Here is a 14,270-nt window from a genome sequence, read left to right as displayed (position 1 = left end):
AGCGCGGTAAGGATATGGTGCTTGTTCATTCTTAAAAATACGCCGGCAACGCGAAAACCGCTTATCTATAATTCACCGAAACCTGTCTGATTTTGACCAGCGCCGCACCTCAGCCGATGACGACCACCTCGTGGTCGAGGATCCGATCCACGGTAAACTGGCACCAGCCGTCCGCGACCGCCGGGTGCCCAATGCTCTGTTCCGAAACAAGCGCACGCAGGTGTTGCCCGGTGATGCCCTTCTGCAGTCTGACTTTTACTTTGAAAGGGCCCACGGGGATCAGCTCGTGCAGCGACTGCCGCCAGGTGTTCTCATTAGTGAGGTTGACGAGGTGAAGCACCAGCCGGTTCTCCTGGCGGTAGAGATGCGTGTCGATCAGCCCCGCGCCTTCGACCGTGATAGGAATCCTGCCGTTCCCAGCCCAGTGAATGATGTTCTTCAGCAGATCGCCGTGATCCGGCAGGTTGCTGCGGCCGTACTGTCTGTCAATATCCGCGGGAAGAAAGGCAATGCGGCTGGCGCGTGCGGTGTGCGTGCCGGCGGCAGCGGTGTCCCGGAGAATCATCCCGGGAATATCGGTGCGGGGTACGCGCATCCATGCCTTCTCCGGCGGATAGGTCGGGAATTGCGGGATAAAGGTAAGCGGGGTAGTGGCGCCGGCGTCGACCCGCAGGCTGTCGAGGAGGCCGCCGAAGGGCAGGATATCCGTTTCTTCAAAACCTTTAAGGACGGGGTGGCGGTCGCCGGTTGCGATCCGCAGATAGGTGTGGTAGGCTTCCCCCGCCATCTTCTCTTCCGTTGGTTTGGTGAACAGCGATCTGGGATGTTCAAGATGCGCACCGAAGAGATCGGCCAGCACGAAGTCCGTACGGGGTTCGCCGTCACCCGTCAGCAGACCCGTGTTGCCCGTAGCGACGAGGCTGCCGCCTTTTTCGACGAAGCGGCGGATCGCCTGCGCCTGTTCATCGCTGATGACGGCCAGATCGGGCAGGATCAGTACAGCCAGGTCCTTGCCGTCCCGGTCCAGATGATCGAGGTGAACGGGAAGATAAGGGATGCGGGCGCGGATCAGCGCGCCGGCCATCCCGCGCCAGGGCAGATCGACGCGTTCTTCGGTATTGTCGCGGCCATACCAATCGGTGTTCTCCTGGGTCCAGGCGAGCCCGACGGCGGCGACGGGGCGGCGGTGAAGGAGAAATTCTTCGTGCGCGGCTTCCCAGGCGTAGATCGCTTCGGGGTTATGGTGCATGCGTTTGTCTTCATGCGTGGCGCCGACCATATGCCACCAGAGGCTGATGCCGCCGGCCAGGCCTTCCACCATCCACATCCGCGCCTCGGGTTCGGGTTTGCTGGCGAGCCGGAACCAGGGTTTGTGCGCCTGGTACATCGCCATGCTTTCGGGGATCAGCTTCTCCCAGCCGAGGAGGCCATGATAGAGTTTGCCGATCTCTCCGTTGTGCTGGAAGCCGCCGGTGTCGGTACGCGCCTGGTCGTCGAGCATGATGATCTCCGCCCGTTCGGCGATCCGCTTACAGTCGCGGAAGCTCCGGCTCTGGCCGCTGATGCTGCCGCTGTTCATCCCGCTCCAGATACAGTCGGGGCCGCCGGCTTCGATGGTGATCTTGTTGTTGAAGTCCCAGAGTTCGATGCGCCGGTCATAGTTCCAGCGAAGCCAGGCTCTGTAGACCTTGTCCTCCCAGTTTGCTTTTGTGGGAAGGTCGAAGCCCGTCTTATCACGGAAGCTGGCTTTGCAATATCGACAATGACAGATGCTGTCGCGACCCAGTCCGCTCCAGCTGTTATCGGTAAACCCCTCGGGATGATAGAGCGTGGCGATCTCCCGCAGCACCTTCGGCAAATGCTCCGTATAATACGGACTGTTGATACAGGCGATGTAAAGATCGGCGGCGCGATAGGGCTTCCCGGCCGGATCGACGGCGAACCAGTCGGGATGCGCCTGGTAGAATTCCTCGTGTGCGCGATTGCTGTCCATCCGCGCAAAGACGGCCAGGCCATCCGTGTGCGCGGCGCGGCAGAGGTCGCCAAACAAATCCCGGTCACCGAGGAACTCCGATCTTTTGTGCAGCGGTATCTTGGTCGGGTAGTAGGCCACGATGCCCCCGGAATTCGCGATGATGCCGCGCGTATTTGTGCGCCGCCAGTAGTCGCGCCACCAGGCGATATCATATTGTGGCGGGTCTTTCTCGGTAATATTAACCTGTCCCCAGCGGGTGACCCGGCGATACCACGGTGCCCCGGGCGCGGATGGCGCATTTGGCGATGCATCGAGCGGCGCAGGCCGTATTAAGGTCCCCGCAGGCGCGCCAGCCAGTGCCGGCAGCCCCCCGGTAGTAAGCAACCATGCGGCGGATCCGGTCTTCTTTATGAATTCACGACGACTGTCCATATATTTGACGAATATATGAAAATCGGATTCATCGGTATCGGCAAGATCGCGAGCGCGATCGTTCAGGGACTATGCACCTCGGAAGCGGAGGGGCTGGAGATCTTTCTATCGCCCCGGAGCGAAGCGGCGTCGAAGACGCTGGCGGCGCGGTATGCAAACGTCTCGCGTCTGGCCACCAACCAGGAAGTAGTGGATGCCAGCGACATCGTGATCCTCGCCGTCCGGCCGCCCGTGGCGAAGGAGGTGCTCGGCGCGCTGCGATTTCGGGTGGAGCAGACCGTGGTATCGCTGGTGGCGCTGCTGCCCTATGGGCCGTTGCGCGAGCTGACGCAGCCCGCCGCCGTCGTCTGCCGGGCGATCCCGCTGCCGACCGTCGTGCAGCATAACTGTCCCATCCCGCTGTTCGACGCGGACGAGCGCGTCACGCGCCTGTTCAGCTACCTCGGCGAAACCCTCCCCGTGACCGACGAGGCAGGCCTCCACGCCCTCTGGACCCTGACCGGCCTCATCACCCCCTATTACGATCTTCTGCGCGGGCTCAGCGAATGGACCATCGCCCACGGCGTCCAGCCCGAGACCGCGAACGCCTATGTCGCCAACCTCTTTCAATCCCTCTCCTTCCTCGCCCAGCACTCCCGGCCCATCGACTTCGGCGATCTCGCAAAGCACGCAGCCACGCCCGGCGGCATCAACGAACAAGCCGGCAAAGAGCTCACCGCCGCCGCCGCCCACACCGCCTGGACCACCGCCGCCGACCACGTGCTGCAGCGGTTTGGATAAAGAAATTTTCTGAAGATAAAAACCTTGGATAAATTTGCCTGCAAAATAAAGCTTAACGAACCATAGAACCACCGGCGAGGTGGGCGATTTGGGGCTCATAACCTCGGTATTATACGGACTATCTACTACAGGTAGTCCGTATTTTTTTTGCCACGATCTGCCAAAATGGAAAAACAAGTTCATCAATATGACAAAATACTCCGCGAAAACATCGAGGCTGTCTTGCCAGGCCTGATCAGGGACCTGCTTGGAATTGATAGCGTAATCACCGAAGAATTGCCGGATGACGTTCAACATACCAAGGAACGCAAGCCGGATGTGTTGAAAAAGATCACGGATAAAGATGGGGAAACGTTTGTGCTGCATTTGGAAATGCAGGTGGCCGACGAAAAGGAGATGGTGTACCGCATGGCAGAATATTATATTCTCTTGTTGCGGCGGTATCAACTTCCCGTTCGCCAGTATGTAATCTATTTGGGTCAAGGATTACCACGGATGAAGGATCATCTACTCACGCAGATAATGCATTATAAATATGGGCTTATCGCCCTTTCCTCAATAGACTACCGGATATTTCTGAAGGCAGCCAGCCCCGAGGAAAAAATGCTGGCAATTTTGGGAAATTTTGGGGACAACGACCGTAAACAGGTGGTGGAAACCATTGTAGGTGAGATTATCGCCTCTTCCAGGGGCGATTTCTCGAAGCAACGTTCCCTCCGCCAGTTGCTGATATTATCGAATTTGCGTAAATTAGTCCCTGAAAATAAGATCATCATGGAAAGTATCGAGAAGTGGTTTAAGCTGGAAAACGACGTTCTGTATGTGATCGGAGAGGAAAGGGGTATAGAGAGAGGAATGGAGAGGGGTATCGAGAGAGGAATGGAAAAAGGGAAGGAGGAAAAGACGCTCGAGGTCGTTAAGGCATTATTACTGAACACACATCATACGGTTAGCGAAATTGCCACGCTGGTAAATGTCCCCGAAGCCTTCGTCGTCGAGATAAAGCAATCTCTGGTATAAACAAGCGCGCGCGCATAATGAGACAATCATTGTATCGAAACCGGACATCCGGTGCCCCGGTAATAATACAACTAATTGATTAGTAGCAACTGAAGGATTTGGCACTCCACTGGTAGTAGCGTTGACAATCAAAGCGCTATCCTTGTTTAAAAATTATTTTAAGATCGCCTGGCGCAACCTTTGGAAGAACAAGGTTTATTCCATCATTAATATTGCCGGGCTTGCAATCGGCATGGCCGCCTGCATGGTGATCATGCTCTTCGTATTCTATGAGAAGAGCTTCGACCGCTTTCACACCAAAAACATCTATCGCCTCAACGAAGTACAGAAGTTTCCCGGCATGGTAGCTTCACAGAAAGTGGCGTTGTCGATGTTCCCGATGGGGACGACGATGAAGCAGGAGTTCCCCCAGATCCTTAACTTCACGCGCATCAACTGGCACGATAAATACCAGATGACAAATGGGGACAAACGGATCTTCCTTCCCCAGATGTTCAACGTCGACACGGGTTTTTTACAGATGTTCGATTTCCAGTTGTTACAGGGGGACCGGGCGACAGCCCTGCTAAAACCCAACAGCATCGTGCTGACCGCTTCGACGGCGCGGAAGCTGTTTGGCGGCGAGGACCCGATGGGCAGGACGATCACGCATTTCGATACGGACACGGTGCTTTGGAAGGTCACCGGAATAGCAGCGGACGTCCCGGAGAACTCGCAGCTGCAGTTTGATGCCCTCGGATCTTTCAACACGTTCATCAAGCCAGACTGGATGGGTTTCTGGGGCGGCAATTGGCTCAACACCTATTTCGAACTGGCACCGAATACCGACGTGGCGGCCATGGAAAAAAAGTTCCCCGATTATCTGAAGCGGCATCTCAACGGGGATGGCTGGAAATTCTACGAATTATTTTTGCTACCCCTGCAATCCGTCCATGCGCGTGCCGCCGATATAGGGCTGGATTATATCAACTACAAGAAGTTCGATAGCAACTATACCAATATCTTCTCGGTGATCGCATTGATCGTGTTGGTCATCGCCTGTATCAATTTTACGAATCTGTCGACGGCGCGATCAGCCGAACGGGCCCGCGAGGTGGGTATCCGGAAGTCGATTGGCGCCCGGCGTTCGCAGCTGAGCATACAGTTCCTGAGCGAGACGGTGCTCCTGGCCCTGCTGGCAATGGGACTTGCGCTGGTCATGCTGTGGCCGGCGATGGCTTATGTCAACAACCTGAGCCAGCGCCACCTCGAGATCGTCTTCGAGCATAACCGGTGGATCCCGCTCGTGGTACTGGGCGGCACGATCCTGGTCGGCCTTCTCTCGGGACTCTATCCCGCGGCTTATCTGTCGTCGTTTCAGCCCGTCAAAGTCCTGAAGGGTCTGCCGCAGGTGGGCAGGAACAAAGGTCTGTTGCGGAATGTGCTTGTGGTAACGCAATTTGCAAGCGCCATCTTCCTGATCATCGCGACGGTGTTCGTCTACCGTCAACTGACCTATATGCAGGGCAGGGATCCGGGATTCGACCGGGACCAGGTGATCAATATCACCCTGGACGGAGTCACTTCCCAAAAGTTCGAACTGCTCAAGCAGCAGCTCAGCACCAATGCGGCAGTGGCAGGGGTCACTGGCGCGCAGGATGTGCTGGGGAGCCACCTGGACCAGTCGGGTGTAACGTTCCGCGGAGATGGCCCCGCGCGGGACCTGACGGGAACGCGCCTGATCGTCGACGCCGATTATCTGCGGGTCTACAACATCCAATTGGTGGCGGGAAGGAATTTCTCGCGGGAGAAATCGGCTGTCGCCAAGGAGTATATCATCAACCAGGCCATGGCCGAAGAGTTGGCGAAAAACGAGCCAAACAAGTCGATAGAGCACCTCGTTGGAAAGCATTTCGGATTCGACTCCGTGGGAGAGATAGTCGGTATCGCCCGCAACTTCAATTTCAATTCGCTGCATTATAAGATCGAAACCCTGTTCCTTTTCAATTTCGATAAATATTTCAGCGCGGCTTCGGTGAAGATCAAGGGTGGCCGGACCGAAGAGGCGATCTCTTTTATCCGGTCAACCTGGAAGCAACTGTTCCCCGACCGTCCGCTGGAATACCAGTTCCTCGATGATCATTTCGCCGAGGTTTACCGCGCGGATACCCAGGTGAGCCGGATCGTGAGCGTGCTGGCAGGGCTGGCCATCTTCATCTCCTGTCTGGGGCTTTTCGGACTGGCTTCCTATGCCGCGGAGAAACGCGTCAGGGAGATCGGTATCCGCAAGGTGATGGGCGCCAGCGTCAACAGCCTCGTGGCACTTCTGTCCCGGCATTTTGTCCGGCTGGTACTGCTGGCAAACCTGCTGGCGTGGCCGCTGGCCTGGCTGGCGATGCGGCGGTGGCTGCAGGACTATGCGTATCGCGTTTCGCTCAGCTGGTGGGTGTTTTTGATGGCGGGGATCGCAGCGCTCGCGATCGCGCTGGTGACCGTGAGCCTCCTGGCCATCAAAGCCGCACTGAGCAACCCGGTCAAGGCCCTGCGCAGCGAATAACAATGTCACACTTTGACCCGGCCCGGCGAATAACATTGTCTACTTTTTGAATGGTTGGAATAAACAACAAGACCTCGCATCTCTATGCGGGGTCTTCATTTTATGGCGAGTGCTGGTGCGAACGACTGGAAAATTAAAGCATTCCGCGATACATCCTTGATCTTCAAGATTACGCAAAAACCTCTCTTACCCATAAGCGAATTCCGCGAATTTTTCACCTGCAATCATTGGCCAAATCGATAATTTTATTGGGTGGTATCACAAATTGTGACACCGCTAAAATCTATTTTATGACAGAGGTAAATGTGGGTGTGCAAATCACCGACGACAGAATATTGACTAAAATATACTATTTAAGGGGACACAAAGTGATGCTGGACCAGGACTTGGCCGAATTGTACGACGTACCTACCAAGCGATTGAATGAACAGGTCAAACGAAACATTGACCGGTTTCCTGGTGACTTCATGTTTCAATTGACTGCTGAAGAGGTAACCAACTTGCGGTCGCAAAATGCGACCTCAAGTTGGGGAGGCCGACGGGTGGCTCCCTATGCCTTTACAGAACATGGGGTGCTAATGTTGTCCAGCGTGTTGAACAGCAAGCGGGCCATCAAGGTAAACATTCAAATCATGCGCATTTATACGAAGATGCGAGAATTGCTGCTGACGCATAAGGATATTCTTCTGAAGTTGGAACAGCTTGAAAATCAAGTATCGCAAAACAGCGAAGATATACAGACGATCTTTGCGGCCCTCAAAGAGCTGCTGAATCCTCCCCATCAATCCCGGCTTCGGATAGGTTTTCGAAGGGTCGATGAACCGGATTGATCCGGCGGGCTATTCTTGAGAAGCCATTTTGGCACCTCAAGTAGTCTCAAAATTGGAGGACGCAAAATGCGACCTCCAATTCCGCGCCCCTACGCCATATCCGGCGTCGCGCCACCGGCGCCTCCTCCCGCCTCGCGGCTCTTCTTATTATCCTTATGCGCCTGATCGATATCATACTCCAACTCCGGATCGATATTCTGCTCCTCCACCCGCTTCGCCTTCTCCATCAACTCCTCATGGTGATCCTGCAACCACTGCAGCTGCTTCTTCCCATAAGAAAGCCGTGTAAAGAGGACAAACAGTACCGGAACGATAAAAATAGCCAGCGATGACGAAGCGATCATCCCGCCAAGCACGACAAAACCGATCGTCTTACGCGCAACGGCGCCGGCGCCCGTAGCCAGCACAAGCGGCATCACCCCCAGGATAAACGCCATCGAGGTCATAATGATCGGCCTTAACCGTAGTCTCACCGCCTCAAGTGTACTTCGGATCAACTCCTCCCCGCGATCCACACGAAGCTTCGCAAATTCGACGATCAGGATCGCATTCTTCGCCGAAAGGCCGATCAGGGTGATCAGGCCGATCTGCGCATAGACATTATTGGTCAACGGCGGGATCAGGCTGAGCGTAGCGATCGCCCCGAAGGCGCTGATCGGCACGGCCAGCATCACCGCAAAAGGAACGGACCAGCTCTCATAGAGGGCCGCCAGGAACAAGAACACAAAGACGATGGAAAAGATAAAGATATAAACCGTCGTCGAACCCGCCCGGATCTCCTCGTAGCTAAGTCCGGAGAACTCATACGTATACCCCTGCGGCAGCGTCTTGGCGGCGACCTTCTTAAGGTCTTCGATGCCCTGCCCCGTACTATATCCCTGCGGGGTCGAACCATCCACCTCCGCAGACCGGAAGATATTGAAGTGGGTGATCAGCGGCGCCGTCTCGATAGGCACATAGTGGATCACCGTGCTCAGGGGCAGCATCTGGTTGGCCTGGTTGCGTACATAGTATTTATCCATGTTGGCGATCAGCGCGCGATAGTTGGTATCGGCCTGGACGACCACATGATAGGTACGGTTATAAAGGGTGAAGTTATTGACGAAGAGGCTCCCCATATAGGCCTGCATCGTGTTGAACACATCCGAGATGTTGACACCCAGTTTCTGGCATTTCTCGCGGTCGACGGTAAGGTCATAGCTGGGAGTATGCGCGCCATAGTAGCTGAAGGCTGTGGCAATGGATGGATACTTATGCGCCTCGGCGACGAAGCGCTTGACCACGGTCTCGAACTGGTGAATATCGTCGCTCGTATTCCCCTGTTGGATCTGCATGCTGAAGCCCGCGGCCGCGCCGATGCCCCGGATGGGCGGAGGCGGGATGACCACCACGTTGGCATTCTTGATGCCGGCCAGCGCGATCTTCTTCTGCAGCGAGGCGATAAGCCCTGGAACCCTCGAGTTGGGGGTGATCCGGTCCTCCCACGGTTTGAGCATCACGAACATACTGCCGTTGTTGGAGTTGGCGCCGCCGTTGAGGATATTGAACCCCGAGATGGCGGTATAGTGGTTGACCGCAGAGTCTTTCTCGATGATGGTCATCAGCCGCTGCATCAGCGTCACCGACTGAGCCACCGACGAGGCTTCGGGCAACTGGTACGTCACATAAAGCCGGCCCTCATCCTCCGAGGGGATAAACCCCGAAGGTTTTTTCTTGAACAGGATAAAAGTGCCGACACAGATGCCGGCCAGCAGCAGGACCGTCCATCGCGCCCCCTTCACCCACCGGTGAACGCCCCGCGCATAGCTTACGGTCATCTTATCGAAGCCGTTGTTGAACCAAAGGAAGAACCGGTCGAAGATGTTCTTCTTCTGCAAATGCGAAGGCCGCAGCAACAGGGTGCACAGCGCCGGGGTCAGCGAGAGGGCGACAAAGGCCGAGATGATCACCGAGATGGCGATCGTGATCGCAAACTGCTGATAGAGGCGGCCGACGATACCGGGGATGAACCCGACAGGAACGAAGACCGCGGAGAGGATCAGGGCAATAGCCACCACGGGCGCCGAGATCTCTTTCATCGCGTGATAAGTCGCCTCCTTCGGCGACATATGCTGCTCGTCAATATAGTGTTGCACCGCCTCCACCACAATGATGGCATCGTCCACGACGATCCCGATAGCCAGGACAAAACCAAATAGGGTCAGGGTATTGATGGTGAAGCCCAGCGGGATAAAGAAACAGAAGGTGCCGAGGATAGACACGGGGATCGCCAACACCGGAATAAGCGTCGACCGCAAATTTTGTAAGAAGAGCAGGACGACCAGCGCGACCAGTCCCAGCGCCTGGAGCAGGGTCAGCAACACCTCGTGGATGGAGACCTTGATGATCGTCACCGATTCGAAGGGAACCTTATAGTCGACGTCGGGCGGGAAATATTTTTTCAGCCGTTCGAGCTCCGCGTATACGTTCTCGGCCGTCTGAAGCGCGTTGCTGCCGGGCGCCTGGTAGACCATCAGGATCGAAGCCCGCTTCCCGTCGACCCAGGAATAGCTGGAAAAGGTGAACTTCCCCAGTTCCACCCGGCCGACGTCTTTCAGATACACGAGGTGACCGGTGATCCCCGCGGAGTCGGGAATGTTTTTGACGACCACCCGCTCATAATCGGCCGGCTTTGTCAGCAGACCGTTGGGCATGACGGTCAGCTCATAGGCCTGACTGCTAAACTGCGGCGGCGCACCGACGGCGCCGGCGGCCACATAAGCATTTTGCGCGTTCAGCGCGGCCGTGACATCCTTTGGCATCAGGCCATAGGCGGCCATCTTATCCGGATCGAGCCAGATGCGCATCGCGAACTGATCGGTACGGGCGCTGACATCCCCGACCCCCGGCACCCGCAACAGGGCATCCTCGATAAATACGTTGGTATAGTTGTCAAGAAAGGTGATGTTGTGTGAGTTCTTCGGCGCGAAGACGGCGACCATCATCAGCATATCCGGGTTGCGGGCGCGCACCGTAAGGCCCAGCTTGCTCACCACGGAGGGCAGGAGCGGGGAGGCGATACCCACCCGGTTCTGGACGTTCAGGGCGGCAATATGCACGTTGGTGCCGATGCCAAAGGTCACCCGGACGTTCATGCTGCCCGAGTTGGTGCTGGTGCTCTGCATGTATTCCATGCCCGGGGAGCCGTTAACCTGCTCTTCGATAGGGATCGCAACGGTCTGCTCGGTGGTCTGGGCATCGGCGCCCGTATAGTTTCCGCTGACCGATACCGAAGGCGGCGAGATATCCGGGTATTGATCGACGGCAAGATTGAAGATACAGATGATGCCCGAGATGACCAGGACCGTCGAAATAACGATGGCCGTTACGGGTCGTTTTATGAACGTATTGGCGATCATGCTTGTCCGGGTTGTAGCCCCTGCTTCGGATCCATTCCGTGCAGGTCGCGTGATTTTTGGATTTCGAACTCGAGCTCAGGATCGATATTCTGAGCCTCTACCTTTTTAGCCTTTTCCATCAGGTCGGCATGATGAGCGCGGAGATAGTCCAGTTTCTTCTTCCCATAGGAGGCCTTGGTGATCAGAACGAAGAGCACCGGCACCACAAAGATCGCGATCGTGGATGCAGCAAGCATACCCCCCAATACCGTATAGCCGATGGTCCGCCGCGCAACAGCGCCAGCGCCGCTGGCGAACACCAGGGGAAGCACCCCGAGGATAAAGGCCATGGAGGTCATCACGATGGGGCGTAACCGAAGGCTGACGGCATCCAGGGTCGACCGGAGCAGGTCTTCCCCGCGATCGACCCGGACCTTTGCAAATTCCACGATCAGGATGGCGTTCTTGGCGGCCAGGCCGATGAGGGTGATCAGACCGATCTGCGCATACACGTTGTTCGTCAGGCTGGGCACCAGCACAAGCGTCAGGATGGCGCCAAAGGCCCCGATAGGCACCGCCAGAAGAACGGAAAAGGGTACGGACCAACTTTCGTACAACGCGGCAAGGAACAGGAAGACGAACGTGATGGAAAACAGAAAGATATAGATCGTGGTAGAGCCGGCCTTCACCTCCTCAAAACTAAGTCCCGAGAACTCGTAGGTATAGCCATCGGGAAGAACGCGGGCCGCGATCCTTTGCAGGGCCTTCAACGCATCGTTGCTGCTATGACCCGGCGCCGGGGCTCCGTCCACCTCCGCCGTCCGGAAGATATTGAAATGCGAGATCAGCGGGGCCGTCTCGGTGGGTTGATAGGTGATCAGCGTGCCGAGGGGCAGCATATTTCCCGACTGGTTCCGCACATAGTATTTGTCCATATCGGAGATCATCGAACGATACATCGTATCGGCCTGGACCACGACGTGGAAGGTGCGGTTATAGGTGGTGAAATCGTTGATATACAGGCTGCCCATAAAGGCCTGGATCGTGGTGAAGACATCGGCGACGTTGACACCCAGCTTCTCGCACTTGTCCCTATCGACGGTCAGGTTATAGCCCGGCGTCTTTGCGGAATAAAAGGTATACGCACTGCCGATGGCCGGGTCTTTCTTGACGGAATCGATGAATTTCTGCACGACAGTCTCGAAGCCCTGGAGGTTGTCGTTGGTGCTGCGCTGCTCGATCTGCAGGCTATAGCCGACACCGGCGCCGATACCCGGAATGGGAGAGGGCTGGATCACCTCGACATTGGCATTGCGGATAGCCGCATCGTCGATCCGCCGACGGATCTCCGCGAGAATACCAGGAACGCGTTCCGACTCCTCACCCCGTTCATCCCAGGGTTTCAGCTGGCAGTAAATGGTGCCGCAGTTGGAATTGCTCGCGTTGGTCATCACGTTGAGCCCGGAAAGGGCCGCATAGTGGGCCACGCCCGGCGTCTTGGACACCACGTCCATCAGCCGCTGCATCAGCGCCACCGACTGGCTGGTGGAGGAGGCCGGCGGCAGCTGGAAGGTCACATAGATGTTCCCGTCGTCCTCGGAAGGGATAAAGCCGGAGGGCTTGTCCCGGAACAGAAAAACAGCGCCGATGCAGAGCACGAGCAGCAGGATCAGGATGTATTTCGCACCCTTGATGCTTCCGTTCACGCCGTTCTGATAACGCTGGGTGATCCGGTCGAACCAGCCGTTGAACCGGATAAAGAGTTTCTGGATGCCGCGGGCTTCTTCTTTTGTCTTGGACGGCTTCAGCAGCAGGGTACAAAGCGCCGGCGTCAGCGAGAGCGCGATAAAGGCTGAAATAAGCACGGAGATGGCGATCGTGATCGCAAACTGCTGATACAGCCGGCCGACGATGCCGGGGATAAAGCCGACAGGGACGAAGACCGCCGCCAGGATCAGCGCGATGGCCACCACCGGCGCCGAGATATCCTTCATCGCAAAATAGGTAGCCTCTTTCGGCGACATCTTCTCGTGATCGATATAATGCTGCACCGCCTCGACGACGATGATAGCGTCATCCACCACGATACCGATGGCCAGCACGAAGCCGAACATGGTTAGGGTATTGATGGTAAAGCCGAGCGGGATAAAGAAGCAGAAGGTGCCGAAGATGGACACCGGGATAGCCAGCACCGGGATCAGGGTGCTACGGAAGTTCTGCAAAAAGAGATACACCACCAGCGCCACCAGTCCGAGGGTCAGCAACAGGGTGTCGACCACATCCGCCATCGAGACCTTCACAACCGTGACTGACTCGAAAGGAACTGAATATTCGACGTCGGCTGGAAAGAACTGTTTCAGCTGCGCAAGCTCTTTATAGATACCCTCAGCCGTTCGCAACGCGTTGCTGCCGGGGGCCTGGTAGATCTGGAGATAGGAGGCGCGTTTCCCGTCGACAAAGGAATTGCTGGCGAAGGTAAACTTACCCAGTTCCACCCGGGCGACATCCTTCAGATAGACGAGTTCGCCGGTGGCGGGCAGGGTCTTTACGATGATGTTCTCGAATTCTTTTGGCTTGCTGAGCCGGCCGTTGACGAGGATCCCGATCTCGAAGGTCTGGGATTTATTCTGCGGCGGCACGCCCGCGGAACCCGCGGCAACCTGGACGTTCTGGGCATTGAGGGCGTTGATCACATCCTGCGGGGTAAGACTGTAGGCCGCCATCTTCTGCGGGTTCATCCAGACACGCATCGAGAAGTCATCGGTAAACCGCTGGATAGTGCCGACCCCGGGAACACGTAACAACGCATCCTGCACAAAGATATTCGCGTAGTTGTCGAGAAAGGTAATGTTATGCGTTCCTTTCGGTGCATAGATGGCCACCATCATCAGCATACTCGGGTTCACCGCGCGAACGGTAATCCCCAGCCGGCTGGCGACGGCCGGCAGCAGCGGCGTCGCAATACTCACCCGGTTCTGCACATCCAACGCGGCAACGTCGATATTGGTGCCGATATTGAATGTGACGTTGATCGACATCAGACCGTTGTTGGTGCTGTTGCTCTGCATGTATTCCATGCCCGGCGTTCCGTTCACCTGCTGTTCGATCGGGGTCGCGACGGTTTGCTCCACGGTCTGGGCATCCGCACCGGTGAACTGGCCGTTGACCTGAACGATGGGCGGCGTGATATCCGGGTACTGATCGACCGGCAGGATGGCGATACAGATGGAGCCGGTAAGCACGAGCACAATGGAAATGACGATAGCTGTGACGGGCCTTTTTATGAAAGTATTCGCGATCATAGATGTAGTCTAAAAAAT

Annotated in this window: 7 protein-coding genes; 4 read left to right on the top strand and 3 right to left on the bottom strand. The window is 56.4% G+C overall.

The window, feature by feature from the left end:
- Window positions 1-109 precede the first annotated feature (109 nt).
- Window positions 110-2,407, bottom strand: a complete 2,298-nt coding sequence (locus VGM48_RS04180; RefSeq protein WP_331576464.1) for a beta-galactosidase trimerization domain-containing protein — start codon at window positions 2,405-2,407, stop codon at window positions 110-112.
- A gap of 15 nt (window positions 2,408-2,422) precedes the next feature.
- Between VGM48_RS04180 and VGM48_RS04175 the strand changes: the two genes are divergently transcribed.
- The 4 genes from VGM48_RS04175 (at window position 2,423) to VGM48_RS04160 (ending at window position 7,573) form a co-directional block, all read left to right on the top strand.
- Window positions 2,423-3,187, top strand: a complete 765-nt coding sequence (locus VGM48_RS04175; protein WP_331576463.1) for an NAD(P)-binding domain-containing protein — start codon at window positions 2,423-2,425, stop codon at window positions 3,185-3,187.
- Window positions 3,188-3,352: 165 nt separating this feature from the next.
- On the top strand, window positions 3,353-4,207 hold the full coding sequence (locus VGM48_RS04170; RefSeq protein ID WP_331576462.1) for a hypothetical protein: 855 nt from the start codon (window positions 3,353-3,355) through the stop codon (window positions 4,205-4,207).
- A 142-nt stretch (window positions 4,208-4,349) separates the two neighbouring features.
- Window positions 4,350-6,743: an ABC transporter permease gene (locus VGM48_RS04165; protein ID WP_331576461.1), complete on the top strand. Its 2,394-nt coding sequence runs from the start codon at window positions 4,350-4,352 to the stop codon at window positions 6,741-6,743.
- 290 nt (window positions 6,744-7,033) lie between these two features.
- Window positions 7,034-7,573, top strand: a complete 540-nt coding sequence (locus tag VGM48_RS04160) for an ORF6N domain-containing protein (RefSeq protein ID WP_331576460.1) — start codon at window positions 7,034-7,036, stop codon at window positions 7,571-7,573.
- A gap of 89 nt (window positions 7,574-7,662) precedes the next feature.
- Here VGM48_RS04160 and VGM48_RS04155 read toward each other — a convergent pair whose 3' ends face one another.
- Together VGM48_RS04155 and VGM48_RS04150 are read right to left on the bottom strand one after the other, a co-directional pair.
- Window positions 7,663-10,971: an efflux RND transporter permease subunit gene (locus VGM48_RS04155; RefSeq protein WP_331576459.1), complete on the bottom strand. Its 3,309-nt coding sequence runs from the start codon at window positions 10,969-10,971 to the stop codon at window positions 7,663-7,665.
- A complete protein-coding gene (locus VGM48_RS04150; protein ID WP_331576458.1) occupies window positions 10,968-14,252 on the bottom strand; it encodes an efflux RND transporter permease subunit in 3,285 nt (1,094 codons plus the stop codon). The genes VGM48_RS04155 and VGM48_RS04150 overlap by 4 nt, the downstream gene beginning before the upstream one ends.
- Window positions 14,253-14,270 lie beyond the last annotated feature (18 nt).

The organism is Puia sp. (assembly GCF_036500295.1).
GTDB lineage: Bacteria > Bacteroidota > Bacteroidia > Chitinophagales > Chitinophagaceae > Puia.
The sequence above is the reverse complement of the archived record's forward strand: the minus strand, read 5'-3'. Positions and strand labels throughout refer to the sequence as shown.

Coding starts and splice junctions, on each gene's coding strand:
- VGM48_RS04180 (WP_331576464.1), bottom strand. CDS start 2,407: ATGGACAGTCGTCGTGAATTCATAAAGAAGACCGGATCCGCCGCATGG.
- VGM48_RS04175 (WP_331576463.1), top strand. CDS start 2,423: ATGAAAATCGGATTCATCGGTATCGGCAAGATCGCGAGCGCGATCGTT.
- VGM48_RS04170 (WP_331576462.1), top strand. CDS start 3,353: ATGGAAAAACAAGTTCATCAATATGACAAAATACTCCGCGAAAACATC.
- VGM48_RS04160 (WP_331576460.1), top strand. CDS start 7,034: ATGACAGAGGTAAATGTGGGTGTGCAAATCACCGACGACAGAATATTG.
- VGM48_RS04155 (WP_331576459.1), bottom strand. CDS start 10,971: ATGATCGCCAATACGTTCATAAAACGACCCGTAACGGCCATCGTTATT.
- VGM48_RS04150 (WP_331576458.1), bottom strand. CDS start 14,252: ATGATCGCGAATACTTTCATAAAAAGGCCCGTCACAGCTATCGTCATT.